Genomic DNA, 22,512 nt, shown 5'->3' with positions numbered 1-22,512 from the left:
TTTATAATTCCGAAAAATCTAAATATATATTCCTAGGGGATAAAAAGTTACATGATAATTGAGTGATTTTTGTCTCTAATAAATAAAAATCATACAAATAACAGCATTTTAAGTATTTCATTAAACGCTTTTTCTTTTTCGAAACAGCAAAATAGCAATCATTAATTCCAATTTATTTTCATTATTATTAATATCAATCTTTAAAAGCTTTTCTATTTTTTTTAAGCGATATTTTAATGTATTTTTATGAATATGAAGGGCATCAGCAATTTCCTGTAAGCCCCCTTTACTTTTTAGCCACATTTCTAGATTGTATATTAGTTCTTCTTCCTCTAATAAAGAGCCAATTGTTCTGCCGATGAAATGGCCAACCTTTTGTTCATCAAGGTCGGACAATAGTAACTCTAATTTCAAATCCTCTTCAAATACTATTTGTCTATTTTCTATAGCAACCGTTAACGCTATATTTGCTTCATTGTAGGATGCATTTAGCTCAAAGAAGGAGTGTGAGTTGCCGACACCTATAAATATATCGTCATCATATAGCTTTATAAGTTTGCGGTTAAATGAATGAAGTGTTTGCTCTAAATGAATACGCGTGATTTTTGGGACAAGCAACACTAGCTTATCAAAGCTCCATTGAAAAATATGTAATTGAGGATGGATTATTTGAATTGCACGCAAATAATCCACCCCCTTCTCATCGATTCTCCTATTCAATTGAATTATAATAATTCGATTGTAGAGCTCTGTATCAATATTTAACATTTCTGCTCGTTGCTCTAGCAACAATTGATTTACCTGACCATTTAATAAATCTAGCAGGAAGAGCTCAAACATTTTAGTCTCTCGTTCTTTTTTACGGTGCATTAAAAAATCTTCCACAAAAAACTGCGTGATTTTCTGAACAAGTTTACCATATTTTTCTATTTCCACAGGTTGGCCAGTAACACCAATTACTCCAATTGATGTATCTTCAATAACTAATGGCATGACAAGACCCTCACGCACACCCTTCAATTGAATCGACAGCTCCTTCGTCATATGCATGACTTCTTTGTTTTTCATGGCTATTAAAGCACCTTCATGAAATTGATTCATCCTCGACATGTCTGTGCTGGCAATAATAAATCCATTATGATCGATTACAACAACATTTTGATCAATCAACTCACCAAGCTCTCTTACAATTTTTGTGCCAATTATTTGCAAATCAAACATTGTGCCACCCCCCATAAAGATTAATATACTGATTATGCCGAAAATTTAGTATATTTTAGCTATTTTACTACAGTTTTCTATGCTCTTGTAGATAAAATCAACAATATGTGAGGCATACATGCTTGATTCTAGCTTTTCCTTATGGATACCAGATTGAATTTGTAACAAGCAACCAGGATTGGCCGTAACGATAACTGTGGGCTGTAGCGCCTTAATCGTTGCCATTTTTGTAGCTAAAATGTCATTAGCTGATGCAGGTTGCAATAAATTATATATTCCTGCTGAACCACAACATGTGTTGGCATTTGGCAGTTCTGTGAAAAGGACATTCGGTAGTGCCTGTAAAATCATTCTTGGCTCATTGAAGACTTTATTGACATTGCGTAAATGACAGGAATCCTGATACGTTACAAGTGTTTGCTTTGCTTGCTGTGGCAAGGTGGCTAAATAATCAAGCAGACCAGCTTTGACAAGCAGGCTTGAAATATCAATTGTCTTCTCAGAAAATCGAATTGCCTTTTCACGATACTGATCATCACTCTGTAAATGCTTTTCATACTCCTTCAAGAAAGCTCCACAGCCACCAGCATTATTAACAATATAAGTGTAATCATCTGAATCAAATAGCTCTACATTACGAATTAAGTTTTGCTTACCACGCTTTAGCTCCCCACTATGTCCATGCAGAGCCCCACAGCAACTTTGATTATCTGGAATAATAACATCCACACCAAGCATTTGTAGCAAGAATACTGTTTTATCGTTTGTTTCCTTATAAAGCGTATCCATTAAACAGCCTGTAAAAAAGGCCACCTTCATCGTAGCTGGTTTCACCTGTTTGAATGGCTGTATTTTTCTTGCTATGGGTGGTAGAGATGCCTCCATTGTTTTTACATGCTTGGGGAATAAATTTAAAAAGCCAATTTTTCGCACAGCCTTTTGTAGGCCTGTTTTTTGATAAAGATGCAGTAGGCTGACGGCATGTTGCATATTTTTTTGTTTGACGAAAAGATTATTAAAAACAATTGTACGTGTTGTTTTTTCTACGAGGGATGCGTGCTTCACTTCTTGTACCGCCTCACGCGTTTGCTCAATCAAAGCACCATACTGTACGCCAGCCGGACATGCTGGCTCACAAGCACGACATCCTAAACATAAATCAAATGACTTCTCAATGGACGCATCAAAGGGTACTATTCCATCACGCACCGCCTTCATTAAGGCAATACGCCCACGAGGTGATTGGGCCTCATCCTGCTCTGTATGAAGATATGTCGGACAGCTTGGCAAACAGAAACCGCATCTCATACAGTCCAGTAATAAATTTTCATCGATATGCGTCTCGAAGGATTGTTGCATTTGCTGCTGAACATTAGTTGCCACCATCTACCACCACTCTTTTCTTCGTCTCTTTTGCAAAAACTTTGCCAGGATTCATAATATTGTTTGGATCAAAGGCTTGCTTAATGTTTTTCATTACAGTAATACCAACAGGACCAATCTTCCATTCTAAATAAGGTGCCTTCATTTCACCTACACCGTGCTCCCCTGTAATCGTGCCACCTAGCGAAAGTGCTGCCTCAAAAATTTCCGCAAATGCCGCTTCCACACGGTGCATCTCATCTTCATCTCGCAGGTCTGTTAAGCATGTAGGATGCAAATTTCCATCGCCTGCATGACCAAATGTGGCAATATTGACCTTGTACTTTTCGGAAATATCATTAATTCTCTTCACCATTTTGGCCAGCTCTGATCGAGGTACTGTGGCATCCTCTAAAATAACTGTCGGTTTTAATTTTGCTAATGCTGATAATGCGACACGTCTTGCTGTTTTAATTTGCTCCGCTTCCTGTGCATCTTTTGCAATTTGCGTAAAAAAAGCACCATTTTCTTCCGCAATTCGTACCATTTCTTTGACATCTTGTTCTACTTGATACATTTCACCATCCTGCTCGAGTAGGAGCATTGCTTCAACATCTGTTGAGAGACCTATTTTCATATATTGCTCGACAGCGCTAATTGTTTTTTTATCAAGAAATTCTAGCGTTACTGGAATGATTTTATGTGCAATAATACTAGAGACTGTTCTCGCTGCATCCTCTAAAGATTCAAAGTATGCGATGCTCGTCATTTTATATTGCGGTAAAGGGATAAGCTTTAAGGTAATGGCTGTTACTACACCTAATGTTCCCTCTGCTCCAACAAATAATGAGGTGAGGTCATAGCCTGCTACGTCCTTTGCTAGTTTGCCACCTGTTTCTAGAATATCTCCGTTCGGTAAAACAATTTGTAACCCTTTCACATAATCCTTTGTTACACCGTATTTTAACCCCCGCAGGCCACCTGAGTTTTCACTGACATTGCCACCAATTGTAGAAATTTTCATTGAGCTTGGATCAGGAGGGTAAAATAAACCATGTGATTCAACAAATATACAAAGATTCTCGGATATAATACCTGGCTGTACTGTAATCGTTAAATTTTCCTTATCAAAATTTACAATTTGATCCATTCTATTAAATAAAATCACTACCCCTCCCTCATAAGGCACCGTTCCTGCTGCAAGGTTTGTCCCAGAGCCTCGAGGAATAATTGAAATCTTATATTCATTACATACTTTTAAAACCTCCGCAATTTCCTCTGCATTCCCTGGCGAAATAACAAGATCAGGTAAGCGCTGGAAGTTTGCTGTTGCATCATAGGAATAAGCTAAGAGCTGTGCAGTTGAGCTTTTTACGTATTTTTCACCAACAATATGCGTAATTTTTTCGATTACTGTTTTATTCATAATGCTCACCTCGAATTGAGATATTTATTACTACAATTTTAATTGTTAGAATTTTCTAAACATATGTCTTGTAAGATAAAAAAGTGTAATAAATTTTAATTTTTTTGTGTTATAAGACCAAAAAAAATAGAAGTTATCGGACAAATTCCAATCAACTTCTAAAATTTACACTATTCTTCCATAAAATATAAAAAGCTGATGAGAAAGTGGCACTTGCCTGCTTTCTCATCAGCCTTTTTAACGCTGGCGTTCCTTGAAGGCACGTTCCATCTCGCGTTTGGCTTCTTTTTTGCGCATGTCGCTGCGCTTATCGTAATCTTTTTTCCCTTTACCAATGCCGATAAGGAGCTTGGCATAGCCATCCTTGATGTACATTTTCAATGGAACGATTGTGTAGCCGTCACGTTTTACGGCACCGACTAGCTCGCCGATTTGCTTTTTGTGGAGCAGCAACTTGCGGGTGCGTAGTGGATCGTGGTTGAAACGGTTGCCTTGTTCGAAGGCGCTAACGTGCATATTGTTGATCCATGCTTCACCATTGCGGACGCGGACAAAGGAGTCTTTCAGTTGGACTTTGCCTGCACGGATGGATTTGATTTCTGTACCTGTTAGGACCATGCCTGCTTCGATTGTTTCTTCGATGAAGTAGTCGTGGCCTGCTTTTTTGTTTTGTGCTAATACTTTACCAGAACCTTTTGCCATATCTTTCACCCTCTACTTAAAAGGTTGAGCTTAAGCGAAAGTACCCTTTCAATGAATACTTTCGCTTAGGCTTATTTACGTTTTGTTTTTTTCTTTTTGCCTTTTTTGGCAATGCCCTCATAGAACTTTTGCTTTTGCTTCACGCGTTTTTTTGGACCTGGGCTTGAGTCATCTTTGCGGCGTCCACGTGGATCACGGTCACTTTCGCGTCGTTCACCTTGCTTTGATGAGCTACGAGTTCCACGGTCATCCTCTTGACGACCGCCTCTACGATTGCCACCACGTCCGCCTTTTTCCTCATCACTGCGTGTGCTTCGGCGACTGCGTCCACCTTTGTTATCGCTATAATTTTTACGTGCAAGAATAACAGTTGGTGCTGCTTTGCGTGTTCGTCCATATGAAGTTACCATTCCAACGATTTCAAAGTCAATGGATGACTCCTCAATAATGACATTTGCCACACGAACTGTCACTTCATCCCCAATACGGAATTGGCGATTCGTTCGTTCCCCGATCATAATCATTTGACGATCATCGAAGCGGTAGTAATCATCAGTCATATTGCTAATATGGACAAGCCCTTCGATGGTGTTTGGTAGCTCCACGAAAATACCGAAGTTTGTAATGGAAGAAACAATCCCTTCGAATTCTTCGCCAATTTTGTCGGACATATATTGTGCTTTTTTCAGTGCGTCTGTATCACGTTCTGCATCAACAGCACGACGTTCACGCTCAGACGTGTGGTCAGCAATTTCATCCATTGCCATACTCCACTGTGCAATGGTTTCTCTCGATGTATCCTTGTTAATTAAATACGTACGAATTAAACGGTGTACAACTAAGTCAGGATAACGACGAATTGGTGATGTGAAGTGTGTATAGAAATCCGTTGATAAGCCAAAGTGTCCAAGACTTTCAGGGTAGTACTTCGCCTGCTGCATTGAACGTAGGAGCATCGTTGAGATAACAGGCTCCTCTGGCATCCCTTCAATGGCCTTCAAAACATCCTGTAATGCCTTAGGATGAACGGTATTACCAGTGCCTTTAATCAAAATACCGAAGTTCGTGACAAATTCAAAGAAGCGTTGAAGCTTTTCAGGCTTTGGATCTTCGTGAATACGGTATAGAAACGGTACATTCATCCAGTGGAAGTGCTCTGCCACTGTTTCATTGGCAGCTAGCATGAAATCTTCAATTAATTTCTCCGCTACTGTTCGTTCACGTAATTCTATATCAACTGGCCATCCTTCTTCGTTTACGATCACCTTGGATTCTTTGAAGTCAAAGTCAATGGCTCCTCGCATTTCGCGTTTACGGCGTAAAATACCCGACAGCTCAGCCATGTTTTTAAACATTGGAACAAGTGGCTCATAGCGTTCAATTAGTGCCTCATCCTGCTCCTCTAAAATCTTGTAAACGTCCTTATACGTCATACGTTCAGTCGTTTTAATGACACTTTGGAAAATTTCATGTGCAACCACATTACCATTCGCATCAATAATCATTTCACAAGAGAGTGTTAAACGGTCAACCTGTGGATTTAATGAACAAATGCCGTTTGATAAACGATGTGGAATCATTGGAATGACACGGTCTGTTAAATAAACACTTGTCGCACGATCGTAAGCTTCAATGTCAATGACCGAGCCTTGCGTTACATAATAACTTACGTCTGCAATATGTACGCCAAGCTTATACGTTCCATCTACATTTTTCGTTACGGTTACGGCATCATCTAAATCCTTTGCATCTGCTCCATCAATTGTCACAATCGTTTCATGACGTAAATCACGACGCCCTACTAAATCGGCCTCGGTAATTTCATCTGGCACACGCTGTGCAGCAGCAATGACTTCATCTGGGAATTCAGGTGGAATGTCATGCTTATACAAAATGGATAAAATATCCACACCCGGATCATTTTTATGTCCTAAAATTTTTGTAATATAGCCTGTAGCAGATTTTAAATCCTCTGGCCATGTTGCTACCTCAACAACAACCTTATGTCCATCGACAGCTCCTAATGTATCTCCTTTGGCAATAAAGATATCCATTGGTAGCTTTTTATCGTCTAGAACAACAAAGCCGAAGCCACGGTTAGCCTGGAATGTGCCGACAAAGCTTGTTTGACCACGCTCGACAACCTTTGTTACCGTTCCCTCGCGTCGATCACCGAATGATTCCTTTAAAACACGAATCAGAACAATGTCTCCGTTAATGGCACCGTTAATTTCATGCGGGGGAATGAACACATCATCCATGCCCTCGACGTCAGGTGTCACGAAGCCAAAGCCCTTCGCATGTCCGATAAATTTACCTCTTAGCAAATTCATACGTTCTGGTAGGCCATAGCGATTGGAGCGGGAACGCACAACTAAGCCTTGCCCTTCCATGCGGACAAGTGTTTTCACAAGCTCCTTGAACTCCTCCGCATCCTCAAAGCCGAATTCATCCTCGATTTCACCGACTGTTAGTGGTTTATAATCATCTGTGCTGAAAAAATCGAGTAAACGACTTTGTAGTGTATCTTTTTGGTCTTTCATACATATTCCCTCCTTCATGAGAAAATCCTATTTATATTATTGTGCCCAATTTAGGCTTTCTAAAAAGCGATAAATGTCCTCATGTAATTGATCTTTTTCTTGATCTAATGTAATAACATGTTTTGAGTTTTCATACCACTTGATGTGCTTTTCAAGTGACTCAGTTTGATTATATATAATGTTGGCAGATTCTGTCTCTATTACTTCATCATTTGTAGCTTGTACGACGAAGATAGGCGCATAAATCATGTCAATTTCTTGACGAGTGCGGGCTATAAATTCTCGAAGCTGCTGTAGAGATGGCATGCCTTTGTCAGCAATGCTTGTAACTTCAGCATCAATTTGTTCTTCCTGTTTCCCTTGGAACTTTTTATAGTCCCTTGCATATTTCAAGACCCCCTCAAACATAACGTCGGTTGTACGCATTGTCATAGGGGCACACATTGTCACAATGCCTTTAACAGGATTATTTAATGCAACGTTTAATGCCATAACACCACCTAATGAAAGCCCAGCAACGGCTATTTCCTGATAGCCAGCATCCCGTAACTGTTTGTAGGCGGCAATAACATCCTGCCACCAGTCTGCTGGACCTGTTGTGATTAGTTCTTCTGGTTCCACACCGTGACCTTTATAGTGAGGTGCTAATGTAGTATACCCTTTTTTCTCTAAAAATCTACCAAGCATTCGTACATCTGCAGAGCTTCCTGTGAAGCCGTGTAATAATAAAACAGCACGTGGTCCTGCCTGAAAGAAAAATGGCTGTGATAATGATTTGTTCACTGTAAGCACTCCTTCACTCTAAAACACTTATACATACTATACCCATTCTCGTCATCTCGATGATGCCTAGCAGATGACATTGGTTATTGTGTTACAATTCATTTTTTACTACTGAGAGATAAATTACCATTTAACTATGATAAAAGAAAACGCCCAACCAATTCGGTTAGGCGATATATCTTCAACTATTAGATTTTTGTAATAGCGATTGCTAATAAAAAGAACACTATAGCTAACAAAATTGTTGCACGGTGAAGGATTAAATCCATACCACGTGCTTTTTGCTTTCCAAATAGTTGCTCAGCTCCACCCGAGATGGCACCTGATAAGCCTGCACTTTTACTAGATTGAAGTAATACCACAACGATTAACGCCAATGATACGATAACTAATGAAACTAATACTACTGTATGCATTCACTGCACCTCCCGAACTTTGAAACATCACAACATACTACATTATAACAAAAAAAGGTTGTGATGACAAACTTCGCTTTATGTTTTGCTGGAAATTCTCCGCCTCATGCTTCCACCCTTGTCGACTTATGCTACTATTTGTGGATGTCACTCCCTATAAATTAAATTATAATGGCAAAAATGAACTTTTTTGGAGGGTGGGAAAATGAATAAAAAAATAACAGCGCTGCTAGTACTATGCTGCATGATTCCCTTTCTTACGGCATGCTCAAAGGCCATTGACCTACTTCTTGAGGAAGAGGATGTAACAACTACAACCTTAGCAGAAGATACAGAGAATGATATAAAGAAACCAGAAAGTAAAGCGCTATCTGCCTCTTTTTCACCTAATGATCTTTTCTCAACCTCATTATTTAAGGATGATCCTGCCTTACTACAATTCACTAAAAAAGTTGAAAAACAAGTAGCAAAGTTTGAACAGCACTTTGAAGTCCCTTATACTGGGAAGCTAAACTTCGAAGATTTTGAGGTGCAGCTGAATGACTTAAATAGCCTGCTTTCCTTCGTTGATCCCTATACAGCTGGTTATTTTCTTACTTATGAATGGACGGCTTGGGAAATAGATAATGGCTATTTGGTAGAGTTGTCGATTGATTACTTAACAGATGCCAAAAAGGAGCAAAAGGTCGATCAATATGTAGAAGCTTTTGCTGACCAGTATATTACGACACATATGACAGATTTTGAACGTACTAAAATCATTAATGATACGGTCGTACAGTTAGCCACTTATACAGAACAAGGCTCTACTGAGGGACAGACGGTTTTTGAGCTGATAGACGAGGAAACTGCGGTATGTCAAGCCTATGCTCTACTAGCTTATCGCCTACTATTAGCTTCGGATGTAGAAGCGAAATACGTATATGGCTATAGTGAGGATCAGCTGCATGCTTGGAATTTAGTCAGTATCGATGGCAATTGGTACCATCTTGATACAACGTGGAATGACGTGGATTCAACTGAGCCTTATGCGATTTCCTATGAATACTTTTTAGTCAGTGATGAAAAACTAAGCCAAGATCATTTATGGGTAAATGAAAATTATTTTACTGCTACAAATAACAATTATGATTTTATGCATGATATGTGGTATGCCAATACGGTGGATGATGTGATTTATTATAATAGTATCCATGATAATATGGTTTATTCCTATAATTTAGACACAAATGAAAACAATCAAATTACAGAAACGGCATGCTATTATTTAGCTACTTATAATGATTCCATTTATTGCAGTGACTATGACAATGCCGGTTATTTAACAAAAATTAATGTCCAGGACGGCTCTGAAGAAGTCTTACTTGAAGATGAAGTCCTCAACTTGTACATCGAAGAAGACATTTTACATTATGAAACAATTGATGGCGCACAACATCAGGAAAATTTGTAATGCCCCAAAAGAATCTGTGGGATTTTTACACAGATTCTCCCTTCCTTATTATTTACATAATTACCATATTTCATTAACAAACCTTTAACGCTAGCTTTACACCCTTCCTTTACACTTACAGTTGAATTCACCTAAAGGAGGAAAATCATGAAATACGCAAAAAAATGGACTTCATTGTTTTTAGCAAGTGCAGTGACTTTATCCGCAGTTAGTATCCCACAGCAAGAGGTACATGCAGCCGAAGGAAAGAAACCGACAAATGTCATTATGCTTGTGATGGATGGTAGCAGTAATAATGCTGTCACCCTTTCTCGTTGGTATAAAGGTGAAAGCCTAGCAATGGATGAAATTTTATCGGGTGCTATGCGCACATATTCTGCTGAATCTGCCATTACCGATTCTGCACCAGCTGCTACAGCATTAGCAACTGGGCATAAATCGAACGATAAATATATAGGTGTACTCCCCTCTGTGATCAACTCCCCTGGATTAGCGCAAATCGCTAAGGAAGATGCCTTCCGACCTGTAGCCAATGTGCTAGAAGGAGCTAAGCAGCAAGGTATGGCCACTGGATTAATTTCTACTTCCGAAATTCAACATGCTACACCTGCTGGTTTTTCTGCACACGTCAACAATAGAAGTCAATATGGAGATATTGCAGAGCAGCAGGTTTATCAAAATATTGATGTTGTCTTAGGCGGTGGTCTGGAATCACTATCACCAGGCACATCAAAAAATGCTCGTCAAGATGGCGAAGACTTAATCAAGGTTTTGAATGAAAAAAATTATGATCTCGTTAAAACGCGCGATGAGCTATTTAATAGTCAATCCTCAAAAATTTGGGGAAGCTTTGCACCAAGTGCACTTGCTTATGATTTAGATCGTGCCAAAACAAGAGCATCTGAGCCTACACTTGCTGAAATGACGAATAAAGCAATCAATACGCTGAAAAAGGATGAGGATGGCTTCTTCCTCTTTGTAGAAGGTAGTAAGGTTGACTGGGCGGCACATGCCAACGATACTATTGGTATCATTAGCGATATATTATCATTCGATGATGCAGTGAAAGAAGCGGTTGATTTTGCGAAGGAAGATGGTAATACTTTAGTCATCGCAGTAACTGATCATGGAAATAGTGGCATTACGATGGGGAACGCTAACACAACTAGTACCTATTCCAGCATTCCAGTCTCTGCCTACATCGACCCGTTAAAAAAAGCTACAATGACCATTGAAGGAGCTTTAAGCCAGCTAAAAGAAGATCGCTCTAATTTAGTTGAGGTCGCTGCTCTTTATGGCTTAGATTCGTTAACAGCGGACGAGCTTAAAACATTACAGTCTGCTAAAGACTTAGGCAATGAAATGGTAAAAATGCTAGCCAATCGTGCAAACATTGGTTATACAACAGGTGGCCATACGGGTGAAGATGTATTCTTATATTCATTTGGTCCTTCTAAATTGACTGGATTAGTAGAAAACACTGATTTAGCCCATACAATGGCACGCTTTATGGGCTTTGACTTAAATACATTAACAAATGATTTATATGTGCCTGCAACGAAGGCATTTACGGAAAAAGGATTTACAACAAAAATTGACTTATCGGATAAAGAAAACCCAACATTTATTGCACAAAAAGCAGATATCACAGTGAAAATTCCAGTTAACAAAAACACGATGACGTATGAACAAACTTCCTCAAACACGGCAAAGACTCATACATTTGATACAATCAATGTCTACAATGGCTCTGAATTTTATGTATCTAAAAAAGTTATTAATCAAGTGAAATAAAAATAATAGCGCGAACATAAGTTGAGATTATTCCCTTATGTTCGTGCTTTTTTTACATAAGTAAACCAGCCAATAATTTGTAAACTCTACATATCCCCTCAAAACCTTAAATTTACCTTAAATTAATCTTATGATTTACTGAATTCATCTTAATTCAGCAACATTTTTCTCCACATTCCGTCAAATCAGTGTTAAAAACATAAGGTAAGGATTTTTAACTAGTAAATTACTATTTTTTGAAAGTTTAATCCTATACTTTTTTTCATTGGAGGTGGACAAATGCAATCCATCAAAAATAATGAGTATTTACGCTTCATTGGCTTCACGCTGTTTTATTTGATTGTTTTGGTACTGTTGTTTCTTATACATGGCTTCCATGATATGAACGCTGGACCATTTATATATACGGAATTTTAAATAAAGGAGATTAAAAAATGTTAAGTATTTTGGCAGCTATTGAACGTGTGGCCATCCAGCAGCCACAAAAAACTGCTTATCAGACACACAATGCTTCTTTAACTTATAGCGAGCTTTGGCATTTATCGGAGCGTCTTGCCGATTATTTAATGAAGCTTAAGTTGCGGAGACAACAACCTATTGTCATTTATGGACATATGTCCCCCCTACAAATTGTTGCGTTTATCGGAGCTGTAAAGGCTGGCCATCCATATGTACCTGTTGATTCGTCAACACCATCAGAAAGATTACAGCTCATTACAGAAGCTTCTGGAGCAGGTTTAGTATTGACAACAGAGCTATTACAGATGCAGATGAACCTTCCAGTTATGGCAGTGCATGATATTCTGGATGCCTCCTCAAAGGACGTGATCCTATCATCCGCAACATGGGTTCATGATGAGGATATCCATTATATTATTTACACTTCTGGTTCAACGGGTCAACCAAAAGGGGTACAAATAACAGCTAGTAATCTAACACACTTTGTAATGTGGATGCAGGAGCACTTCCCTTTACAGGAAGACGGCGTATTTTTAAACCAAGCACCTTATTCCTTTGATTTATCTGTTATGGATCTCTACCCAGCTCTTGTTGGTGGACACACACTTTATGCGATTACACAGCAAGAAATTGCTAATCCGAAAGCATTGTTTGATTCATTAGCGACGTCAAATACTCGTGTATGGACTTCTACACCTTCTTTTGCCAAGATGTGTTTGATGAACAAAGAATGGGATCAAAAACTCATGCCTGCATTGGATACTTTTTTATTTTGCGGAGAGGTTTTACCGATAGCGGTATGTAACGAGTTGATGCTCCGTTTTCCACAGGCAACAATTTATAATTTATATGGTCCTACGGAAACAACCGTCGCTGTATCCTATGTAAAGGTGACGAAAGAGCTAGTAGGACGCTTCGAACAATTACCGATTGCCCCTATAACGGAGCCAAACGTTTCTGTAGCAGAAGATGGAGAAATTATTATTTCAGGGCCAACCGTTAGCGCAGGGTATTTGGGAGCGCCTAAATTAACAGCTAAAGCTTTCCCGATCGTGGATGGCGATCGCATCTATCAAACAGGTGATATAGGCTTTGTGCAGGATGGTTATTTGTTCTTTTCAGGTCGTAAGGATTTCCAAGTGAAATTACATGGCTATCGTTTAGAGATTGAAGAGATTGAAAAACAAATCAGTAACCTGCCACCTGTTTCAAGCTGTGTTGTTGTACCTGTTTATAAGGAGAAGGAAATCATTTCTCTTAGTGCCCATATTGTTTTACGTGAGCCATTAACAGACGCTGCTTTTAAAACAACAAAGCAATTGAAGGCACTTTTATCGGCGTACTTACCTGCCTATATGATACCGAAAACATTTAAATATATGGACGCTTTACCACTAAATCCAAATGGTAAGGTAGATCGTAAAGGATTGGCGGTTATGGAGACAGTATGACGCCTTATGGAAATATAGCATTTTTTGTGATCATCGGACTTTTATTACTACCTACCATCCTCTTAGGATTACGAGGCAAATCTTCGAAACGCTATAATCTTTTTGTTTCGGTCATTGTCTTAGCATTAATCTTTGGACATTCAATGAATGGGACCATCTCGCTCGTATTATTTACTGTCTTTCAGGTAGTTCTTATTGTGGCTTATCAGCGCTATCGACTTCAGCAAAATAGCGGAACCATTTTTATAATAGCGGTGCTTTTATCCATATTACCCTTGATTCTTGTAAAGGTTTTGCCGATTCTCGGATTGCATCATTTATTTGGCTTCCTTGGTGTGTCCTACATTACGTTTAAAGCGGTGCAAATGATTTTAGAAACCCGTGATGGCTTGATGAAAGAGAAAATTTCTGTAATAGAGCTAGTCTATTTCTTATTATTCTTTCCTACCGTATCATCGGGGCCGATTGATCGTTGGCGTCGTTTTACAAAGGATTTTCATGCCGTGCCTTCCTCGGAGGAGTACCAAAAGCTGCTATTGAGTGGTATTAACTATATTTTTGTCGGCTTTTTATATAAGTTTATTTTGGCTTATTTAATTTACAACTACACGCTTATTTATTTGCCTAACCATACGTATAACTATTTGACACCTTTTCAGGGGCAGCTAGCGTATATGTATATGTATAGCTTTTACTTATTCTTTGATTTTGCTGGCTATAGTGCATTTGCTGTTGGTGTTAGCCGACTAATGGGTATCCAAACACCGATTAACTTTAATCGCCCATTCGCCAGCCGCAATATTAAAGATTTTTGGAATCGTTGGCATATGAGCCTTTCCTTCTGGTTTAGGGATTATGTCTATATGCGCTTTGTCCTTTGGATGACAAAGAAAAAATGGTTAAAAAATAAATTTGCTATTTCGTATATAGGCTTCTTTTTACTATTCTTTTTAATGGGTATTTGGCATGGTCTGGAATGGCACTTTGTGGTCTATGGACTCTATCATGCCCTATTGATTATCAGCTTTGATAAATTTGAACGCTGGAATAAAAAGCATAAGCGTTGGCCAAAAAATAAATGGACGCATACTATTGGCGTAATCATTACGTTTCACGCTGTATGCTTCGGCTTCTATATTTTTTCTGGCACATTATTTTAAACAAAGGGCTGTAAGAGCCTGTTCACTAAAGGAGAATTATTAATGGATCAACAACAAGTTTTAGAAATGCTAGTCGAGTTATGTGAAGATGAAATGATTGTAGAAAACCCAGATATAGACTTATTTGAAGAAGGTTTACTAGATTCGTTTGGGACAATTAATTTATTAGTTGAAATTGAAAATCGTTTTAATATTTCTGTCCCTATTACTGATTTCAATCGTGAAGAATGGAATACGCCTAATCGAATAGCAGGGAAATTAGCTGAAAGACAATGATCAAAAAAGGCTTTCTTTCTTTATTTATTGCATTTGCTCTTTTTACGGGCTTTGTCTTTTTTCCTAATGCTTGGATTAAAGCATGGATATCCAATGAGGATGTGGAACAAGCCAAAACGAACATGTCTCCACTTGTATTTCAGGGCACATATTTACAGGAGCGAATGTTACAGGACCCTAGTTCCATGCCACTTTACGGCTCCTCGGAATTAAACCGTTTTGATCCGTTCCATCCTTACAATTATACGCGAGCCACTGATGCTCCGTATTCGACATTTATGATTGGGCGTGGAGGCATGCAGTCCATTACCCACTTCTTGAATTTCGCAGCACAAGAAAAGAATTTAAAGGATAAAAAAGTGGTCTTTATCATCTCTCCACAGTGGTTTACAGAGAAGGGCATGGGTGAATTTCACTTTTCACCGAATTATTCCATGCTACATGCTTATGATTTAGCCTTTAATCAGGAGATGGATGCCAATCTTCGTAAAAGAGCAATGGAGCGCCTACTAGAATTTGATACTGTCAAACGTGATCGCCTCTTAAAGACTATGTATCAATATCAAATGTCTAATGGCAAGGAAAAGCCAATTACTGGACGTATGGCCATGGTCGCTGGGCGTTTTCACAAGGCGTTACTAGAAAAGAAGGATTTATATTATTCTCTTTTCCCACGTAAAGGTCATGCATTAAAAAGTAATGACAAGCTCATTGCCAATCAAAGCTTTGAGCAACAATTGCAGCATGCAGAGGCATATGGGGAGAAGCGTGTATCCAATGACTATATGATTGAAGATCGCGCCTATCAGCGACTTGTAAATGCTAAATTTTCAAAGTTTAAGGATATACGAAAAAAAGAGGATTATTCAAACTCTCCTGAATACGAGGATTTCCAACTAGTGATCGATGTTTTAAAGGATGCAGGTGCCAAGCCACTATTCGTCTCCATTCCAGTGAATGGCTATTGGTATGATTATAATGGCTATCCTGAGGAGCGCCGTCAAAAGTATTACGATAAAATGGAGCAAGTATTAAAGGATGCGAATGTTGCCTATGTTGATTTTTCAGATCATGAATATGATCCCTATTTTATAATGGATACGATTCATATTGCCTGGAAGGGCTGGGTTTATCTCGATCAAGAACTAGATCAGCATTGGTCACAGCCATAACAAAAGTCAGGACAGTCTAATATAGTAGACTGTCCTTTCTTATTATCGTAAGAGACCTTTTATGTAAAGCGCCATTTGCTCGGTTCTCTCATTTCGTTTTTCAATGGCTTCACTAAAATGTTGAACCTGCTCTGCCTGATCATTGGAGGCTGTTTCAATTTGCTCCATGCTTTCCATCAGTGTTTGAATATTACTCGTAATCGTTTTAAGAGAGGTTTCAATTTGTTCTGTTGCTGTAGCTGTAGCTGTTTCACTAGAAAGCTTCCTTACCTCTTGCGCTACGATATTGAAACCTGCACCCGTATTGGCTTGCTTGTGCCGCTTCTTTCTTCGTTCATAACTAAAACCCTCCATCAATAATTTTTTTGTATCTTAATAATTGGTGGATTTTGTGTAATAAATATTAATGATTACAAACAGAAAGATTTGCATACAATTCAAAGCTTCACCTATTTTTCATCTGTGTAAAATTGTTCAATATACTGCTCTTCTTCCTCGGGCGATAATAAACGAGTTGCTCTTCCTGAATTTGTCGTGTCATCGCCACCTTGCATTTCCCAAATTTTGTTATGGTCATCAACGGCGTTTGAAAAATCACCTTTCGACCATCTTTCCAATATTGAAATGTAAAGTTCTTTATATTTATAATCGTTCATTTTAACTACAGTTAACAATCGGTCAACTTTTTCTTGTGTTATTCGCTCACGACCCCATTGAGAAGCAGCTTTCACTTTTTGGTGGGACATGCTATGGATGGTTTCATTTACTTTGCTTTCCACTAAATTGTCAGGATAAAGCAATTCTTCTTTTGTAACTTTTTTATCTTCAAGCGGTGCTCCGTCAACAACAATAGTGGCTCTTTCTTTTTTTGTAACAGGTTTTTCCATTTGTTCAGTGGATTTAATGTAACCAAAAATCCCTCCAAAAATGACCAATATTGCAATGATAACAATTGCAGATTTTGTTTTTCTCTTCATGTCATTAACTCCTCATTGTCATTTATAATATTATATCATTATGTATTGGTTTATATTATGTAATTAGGATAATAATAACAGAATATTGAAATAAGGTTCAATGAAAAACCCTGTTCGTAGATAATGGTATATACATTGTATACAGTAGGTACCAACGCAAAATTGCGTACGTTAAATACAACTAATACAATTTTGTATGGGTTAATATAGGTAAGTCGCCTTTTTACCAAGAATTAATTGTTGTTGAATATATTTTTTAAGATATTGAATGAAGTGAGCTGTATTGTAGTTATAAGTTTCTGTTGTTCTGATTGAATAATTTTTAATCTGTAATGCGAATGTAAATTCTTTCAACAAATCTTTAATCAGCACGAAAAAACCCCCAATCTACAAGTGTTTATCACACTTATAAATCAGAGGTTCAAATATAAAAGCTGTGTTTGTTTTACTAAGTTCAAAGCATTTTCGCTTCAATCAAATACTTATTTTAAGTTATAGAATGAATTTAAACCAAGATACTCTGCTGTTGAACCAAGTTGATCTTCGATGCGAAGAAGTTGGTTGTATTTAGCTACACGGTCTGTGCGTGATGGAGCACCTGTTTTAATTTGACCAGCATTTGTTGCAACAGCAATATCAGCGATTGTCGCATCTTCTGATTCACCAGAACGGTGAGAAATAACCGCTGTGTAGCCTGCACGTTTGGCCATTTCGATTGCTTCAAATGTTTCAGTTAACGTACCGATTTGGTTTACTTTAATTAGGATTGCATTTCCTACACCTTGCTCAATACCTGCTGATAATTTTTTCGTATTTGTTACAAATAGGTCATCGCCTACTAATTGTACGCGTTTGCCGATACGGTCTGTTAATAGCTTGTGTCCAGCCCAGTCGTTTTCGTCTAAGCCATCTTCAATTGAAATGATTGGGTATTTATTTGTTAACTCTTCGTACCAATCAACCATTTCTTCAGAAGTTTTGACAACACCTTCACCATCTAAGTGATATTTGCCATCTTCTTTATTGAATAGTTCAGAGGATGCTACGTCCATTGCAAGTTTCACTTCGTCACCTGGTTTGTAGCCTGCTTTTTCAATCGCTTCTAAGATCACTGTAATTGCTTCTTCGTTAGAGCCTAAGTTTGGTGCGAAACCACCTTCATCACCTACTGCTGTGTTGTAACCTTTTGCTTTTAGAACAGCTTTTAGACTATGGAAAATCTCAGCGCCAATACGTAATGCATGACGGAATGATTCTGCACCAACAGGCATAACCATGAATTCCTGAATGTCTACATTGTTATCTGCGTGAGCACCACCGTTTAGGATGTTCATCATTGGTACTGGTAATTGCTTAGAATTGAACCCACCAAGATATTGATAAAGAGGTACATCTAAATAATCTGCCGCAGCATGTGCAACTGCCATGGATACACCTAGAATTGCGTTGGCACCAAGCTTGCCTTTGTTTTCCGTGCCATCTAGCTCGATTAAAGCTTTGTCGATGACTACTTGATCAAGAACAGAATAGTTACCTTCTAATTCTTCCGCAATAATTGTGTTTACATTTTCAACTGCTTTTAATACACCTTTGCCTAGGTAACGAGATTTGTCACCATCGCGTAATTCTACCGCTTCGTATTCACCTGTTGATGCACCTGATGGTACGATTGCGCGGCCAAATGCGCCTGATTCTGTAAATACTTCAACCTCTACTGTTGGGTTCCCACGTGAGTCTAAAACTTCGCGCGCATAAACTTGTGTAATAAATGGCATAATTAATTCTCCTCTTTTTCAATTAATGATTGTCCTGTCATTTCAGTAGGCTGTGACACCTCTAATAATTCTAACATGGTTGGCGCTAAATCGGCTAAAATACCACCATTTCTTAACATTATATTTGATTTTGTCACAATTACTGGAACAGGATTTGTTGTATGAGCTGTCATTGGCTCACCTGCTAAAGTTAACACTTCATCAGAGTTGCCATGGTCAGCTGTAATAATAGCTGCGCCACCTTTTGCAAGGAGTGCGTCTACTACTTTCCCTAAGCATTCATCTACTACTTCAATGGCTTTAATTGTTGGCTCCAGCATTCCACTATGACCAACCATATCAGGGTTGGCAAAGTTAAGAATAATGCCATCAAATTTTTCAGCCGCAATTTCTGCAAGCAAGGCTTCTGTCACCTCATAGGCAGACATTTCAGGTTTTAAATCGTATGTCGCCACCTTTGGAGAAGCAATTAAAATACGTTCTTCACCAGGGAATTTTTCCTCACGTCCACCACTCATAAAGAATGTAACATGTGGATATTTTTCAGTTTCCGCAATCCGCAACTGTGTTTTCCCATTCGTCGCTAATACTTCACCAATTGTATTTTTCAAGTTGTCATTTTCATAAGCAACCTGTGCGTTGACTTCATCACTATAGTGTGTGAAGGACACAAATTTTAAATTCTTTGGATGATTTGCAGATATAGCAAAGCCATCGAATGCTTCATTTGTAAAAACTGTTGACAGCTGAATTGCACGATCAGGACGGAAGTTAAAGAAAATCACTGCATCCTGATCGCCAATTGTTGCTACTGGCTCGCCATGCTCTTGAATGCTAAATGGGATGACAAATTCATCTGTTACCTCACGCTCATAGGATGCTGCTACACCACTTTTAGCACTTTCTGCTGTTTGACCGACGCCATCCACCAGTACATTATAAGTCAGTGCAACACGATCCCAACGTTTATCACGATCCATTGCATAGTAACGTCCATGAATCGAAGCAAATTGCCCTATACCTATTTCAGCCATTTGCTTTTCAGTTTCTTCGATATAGTCTAATGCTGTTGTTGGACCAACATCACGACCATCTAAGAAGCCATGTACATAAACTTCCTCTAATCCCTGCTGTTTAGCTAGCTTTAATAGTGCAAACATATGCTCATAGTGACTATGAACACCACCGTCTGATAATAAGCCCATAACATGTAGCTTTGACTGATGAGCTTTCACATGTGCTACTGCATCTAAAAAGGCTTGATTCGTATAGAAATCTCCATCACGAATAGATTTATTTAAGCGTGTTAAGCTTTGATATACGATACGTCCTGCACCGATATTTAGGTGCCCCACCTCGGAATTCCCCATCTGTCCTTCAGGTAATCCAACGGCTTCTCCTGCTGCTGTTAATGTCGCATGAGGAAATTGATGCCAAAATCGATCAAAATTTGGCTTATTCGCCTGTGCTACTGCATTCCCGAATGTTTCATCTCGAAATGCAAAGCCATCTAAAATAATTAATGCTACTGGCTTTTTAGGCATTTGCTGCCGCCTCCAATAATGTTAAATAAGATTCTGGTTGTAAGCTTGCTCCACCAACTAAAGCACCATCAATATGTTCTTTCGATAAAAGCTCCTGAATGTTATCAGGCTTAACACTGCCACCATATTGAATGCGCACAGCATTCGCAGTTTCAGCATTATATAGTTCCTCTATTACTGCTCGAATCGCTCCGCATACTTGATTTGCATCGTCTGCCGTAGCCGTTTTACCTGTACCTATCGCCCAAATCGGCTCATACGCAATGACCATATGCTCTACTTGCTGTGCGTCAAACCCAGCAAGTGCCGCTTTAATTTGGCCTGCCACTTTTTGCTCTGTTGTGCCTGCTTCACGTTCTTCTAGTGTTTCGCCACAGCAAATAATAGGTACGATAGTATGGGCAAGTGCTGCAGCTACCTTCTTATTAATCGCTTCATCTGTTTCATTGTAGTATTCGCGACGTTCAGAGTGTCCTAAAATGACATAGTCAACATCCACACTTGCTAGCTGTGCTGGACTAATTTCACCCGTAAAAGCACCTTCATTTTCATAGTGCATAGTTTGTGCACCAATTGCCAGCTCTGACTCACTAGCAACTTGCACAAGTGTAGGTAGGTACAGAGCTGGTGCGCAAATAACAGCATCTACTTTGTCATTGGAAGGAAGTTTTTCTTGTATAGCATCTACAAACTGAATAGCCTCTTCAAATGTTTTAAACATTTTCCAGTTACCTGCAATAATTGGTTTACGCATCATTTTGCCTCCGATTAGCTTATTTATCGTTTAGTGCTACAATCCCTGGAAGCTCTTTGCCTTCCATTAATTCTAAGGAAGCACCACCACCTGTAGAAATGTGATCCATCTTATCTGCTACTTCAAATTTTTCAACTGCCGCAGCTGAATCACCGCCACCGATTACTGTGTAGCCAGCTGTTGTTGCCATTGCATCAGCAACTGTTTTTGTGCCGTTTGAAAATTTGTCCATTTCAAAGACACCCATTGGTCCATTCCAAATGATTAATTTAGAGTTTTTGATAACTTCTGCATAGTTTGCAGCCGTTTTAGGTCCAATATCTAGCCCCATCCAATCAGCTGGAATAGCATCTACATCAACGATTTGTGTTTCAGCATCCTGTGAAAATTCATTTGCCACAACAGCATCGACTGGCATATGTAATTGCACACCTTTTGCTTTTGCCTTCTCAATAAAGGACTTTGCTAGCTCAATTTTATCTTCCTCTAGCAATGATTTACCGATATCGTGGCCTTGTGCCTTAATAAATGTAAAGGATAAACCACCACCAATAATTAAGTGATCTACTTTTTCTAATAGGCTTTCAATGACACCAATTTTATCTTTTACTTTGGCACCACCAATAATGGCTGTAAACGGATGCTCAGGGTTAGACAAGGCCTTACCTAGTACATCTAATTCCTTTTGCATTAAGAATCCAGATACAGCTGGAATATGCTTAGCAATTCCTTCTGTAGAAGCATGAGCTCGGTGGGCTGCACCAAAAGCATCATTAACATAAATATCTGCTAGCTGAGCAAATTGCTGTGCTAATGTTGGGTCATTTTTCTCTTCACCAGCATGGAAGCGTACATTTTCAAGCAGTAGTATGTCTCCATCTTGCATGTTTGCAACGGCTTCTTCCACTGCTTGCCCGATGGATTCATCAAGCTTCGTAACAGGCTTGCCCATTAATTCTGCTAAGCGAATGCCAACAGCTGTTAAACGCATATCCTCTTTTACTTCACCTTTTGGACGACCTAAGTGAGAAGCTAAGATAACTTTAGCACCCTGCTCTACTAAATACTCAATTGTAGGAATCGCTGCACGTATACGCGTTTCATCGGTAATAGCCCCATCTGCCATTGGCACATTAAAATCTACACGTATAAAAACGCGTTGACCCTTTACATCAATATCTTTCATTGTTTTCTTATTTAACATGAAGAAACTCCCTTCAAAGTTTGTTTTAGTCTTACACTCT

General features: G+C 38.8%; 20 protein-coding genes. 7 read left to right on the top strand and 13 right to left on the bottom strand.

The window, feature by feature from the left end; all coding sequences use genetic code 11:
- Positions 1–120: 120 nt before the first annotated feature.
- The 7 genes from JIN86_RS19765 to secG form a co-directional block, all read right to left on the bottom strand.
- Complete coding sequence (locus tag JIN86_RS19765; RefSeq protein WP_202342676.1) at positions 121–1,221, bottom strand: CdaR family transcriptional regulator; 1,101 nt, start codon at positions 1,219–1,221, stop codon at positions 121–123.
- Between the two features lie 45 nt (positions 1,222–1,266).
- Positions 1,267–2,607, bottom strand: a complete 1,341-nt coding sequence (locus JIN86_RS19760; RefSeq protein WP_237497365.1) for a (Fe-S)-binding protein — start codon at positions 2,605–2,607, stop codon at positions 1,267–1,269.
- On the bottom strand, positions 2,594–4,009 hold the full coding sequence (locus JIN86_RS19755; RefSeq protein WP_202342675.1) for an FAD-binding oxidoreductase: 1,416 nt from the start codon (positions 4,007–4,009) through the stop codon (positions 2,594–2,596). The genes JIN86_RS19760 and JIN86_RS19755 overlap by 14 nt, the downstream gene beginning before the upstream one ends.
- Positions 4,010–4,246: 237 nt before the next feature.
- Positions 4,247–4,711, bottom strand: a complete 465-nt coding sequence (gene smpB, locus JIN86_RS19750; RefSeq protein ID WP_009373233.1) for an SsrA-binding protein SmpB — start codon at positions 4,709–4,711, stop codon at positions 4,247–4,249.
- A 71-nt stretch (positions 4,712–4,782) separates the two neighbouring features.
- Complete coding sequence (gene rnr / locus JIN86_RS19745) at positions 4,783–7,254, bottom strand: ribonuclease R (protein WP_202342674.1); 2,472 nt, start codon at positions 7,252–7,254, stop codon at positions 4,783–4,785.
- 36 nt (positions 7,255–7,290) lie between these two features.
- On the bottom strand, positions 7,291–8,037 hold the full coding sequence (locus JIN86_RS19740) for an alpha/beta hydrolase (protein ID WP_202342673.1): 747 nt from the start codon (positions 8,035–8,037) through the stop codon (positions 7,291–7,293).
- A gap of 188 nt (positions 8,038–8,225) precedes the next feature.
- Complete coding sequence (gene secG, locus JIN86_RS19735; protein WP_202342672.1) at positions 8,226–8,453, bottom strand: preprotein translocase subunit SecG; 228 nt, start codon at positions 8,451–8,453, stop codon at positions 8,226–8,228.
- 205 nt (positions 8,454–8,658) lie between these two features.
- On the opposite strand from secG, the gene JIN86_RS19730 reads away from it, so the two are divergent.
- The 7 genes from JIN86_RS19730 to dltD all read left to right on the top strand — a co-directional run bounded on the left by JIN86_RS19730 (position 8,659) and on the right by dltD (position 16,218).
- Positions 8,659–9,906 (top strand): transglutaminase domain-containing protein, encoded by a 1,248-nt coding sequence (locus tag JIN86_RS19730; protein WP_202342671.1) that lies wholly within the window; start codon positions 8,659–8,661, stop codon positions 9,904–9,906.
- A 147-nt stretch (positions 9,907–10,053) separates the two neighbouring features.
- Positions 10,054–11,700, top strand: coding sequence for an alkaline phosphatase (locus JIN86_RS19725; protein ID WP_202342670.1), 1,647 nt, complete (start codon positions 10,054–10,056; stop codon positions 11,698–11,700).
- A 279-nt stretch (positions 11,701–11,979) separates the two neighbouring features.
- On the top strand, positions 11,980–12,117 hold the full coding sequence (locus JIN86_RS19720) for a teichoic acid D-Ala incorporation-associated protein DltX (protein WP_004228095.1): 138 nt from the start codon (positions 11,980–11,982) through the stop codon (positions 12,115–12,117).
- Positions 12,118–12,134: 17 nt separating this feature from the next.
- Positions 12,135–13,610 (top strand): D-alanine--poly(phosphoribitol) ligase subunit DltA, encoded by a 1,476-nt coding sequence (gene dltA, locus JIN86_RS19715; protein ID WP_202342669.1) that lies wholly within the window; start codon positions 12,135–12,137, stop codon positions 13,608–13,610.
- Complete coding sequence (gene dltB, locus JIN86_RS19710; protein WP_202342668.1) at positions 13,607–14,770, top strand: D-alanyl-lipoteichoic acid biosynthesis protein DltB; 1,164 nt, start codon at positions 13,607–13,609, stop codon at positions 14,768–14,770. The genes dltA and dltB overlap by 4 nt, the downstream gene beginning before the upstream one ends.
- 42 nt (positions 14,771–14,812) lie before the next feature.
- Positions 14,813–15,046, top strand: a complete 234-nt coding sequence (gene dltC / locus JIN86_RS19705; protein WP_004228083.1) for a D-alanine--poly(phosphoribitol) ligase subunit 2 — start codon at positions 14,813–14,815, stop codon at positions 15,044–15,046.
- Complete coding sequence (gene dltD / locus JIN86_RS19700) at positions 15,043–16,218, top strand: D-alanyl-lipoteichoic acid biosynthesis protein DltD (RefSeq protein ID WP_004228081.1); 1,176 nt, start codon at positions 15,043–15,045, stop codon at positions 16,216–16,218. The genes dltC and dltD overlap by 4 nt, the downstream gene beginning before the upstream one ends.
- Positions 16,219–16,260: 42 nt before the next feature.
- Here dltD and JIN86_RS19695 read toward each other — a convergent pair whose 3' ends face one another.
- The 6 genes from JIN86_RS19695 to JIN86_RS19670 form a co-directional block, all read right to left on the bottom strand.
- On the bottom strand, positions 16,261–16,572 hold the full coding sequence (locus JIN86_RS19695) for a methyl-accepting chemotaxis protein (protein ID WP_202342667.1): 312 nt from the start codon (positions 16,570–16,572) through the stop codon (positions 16,261–16,263).
- A gap of 95 nt (positions 16,573–16,667) precedes the next feature.
- Positions 16,668–17,195 (bottom strand): DUF6241 domain-containing protein, encoded by a 528-nt coding sequence (locus tag JIN86_RS19690; protein ID WP_004228076.1) that lies wholly within the window; start codon positions 17,193–17,195, stop codon positions 16,668–16,670.
- Between the two features lie 482 nt (positions 17,196–17,677).
- A complete protein-coding gene (gene eno, locus JIN86_RS19685) occupies positions 17,678–18,970 on the bottom strand; it encodes a phosphopyruvate hydratase (RefSeq protein WP_004228070.1) in 1,293 nt (430 codons plus the stop codon).
- A 2-nt stretch (positions 18,971–18,972) separates the two neighbouring features.
- Positions 18,973–20,514, bottom strand: coding sequence for a 2,3-bisphosphoglycerate-independent phosphoglycerate mutase (gene gpmI, locus JIN86_RS19680; RefSeq protein WP_202342666.1), 1,542 nt, complete (start codon positions 20,512–20,514; stop codon positions 18,973–18,975).
- Positions 20,507–21,268, bottom strand: coding sequence for a triose-phosphate isomerase (gene tpiA, locus JIN86_RS19675; protein WP_004228066.1), 762 nt, complete (start codon positions 21,266–21,268; stop codon positions 20,507–20,509). The genes gpmI and tpiA overlap by 8 nt, the downstream gene beginning before the upstream one ends.
- 19 nt (positions 21,269–21,287) lie before the next feature.
- Complete coding sequence (locus tag JIN86_RS19670) at positions 21,288–22,472, bottom strand: phosphoglycerate kinase (protein WP_036219403.1); 1,185 nt, start codon at positions 22,470–22,472, stop codon at positions 21,288–21,290.
- Positions 22,473–22,512: the final 40 nt, after the last annotated feature.

It is taken from the genome of Lysinibacillus sp. HST-98, from assembly GCF_016757845.1.
In the GTDB taxonomy this organism is placed as follows: domain Bacteria; phylum Bacillota; class Bacilli; order Bacillales_A; family Planococcaceae; genus Lysinibacillus; species Lysinibacillus capsici.
The sequence above is the reverse complement of the archived record's forward strand: the minus strand, read 5'-3'. Positions and strand labels throughout refer to the sequence as shown.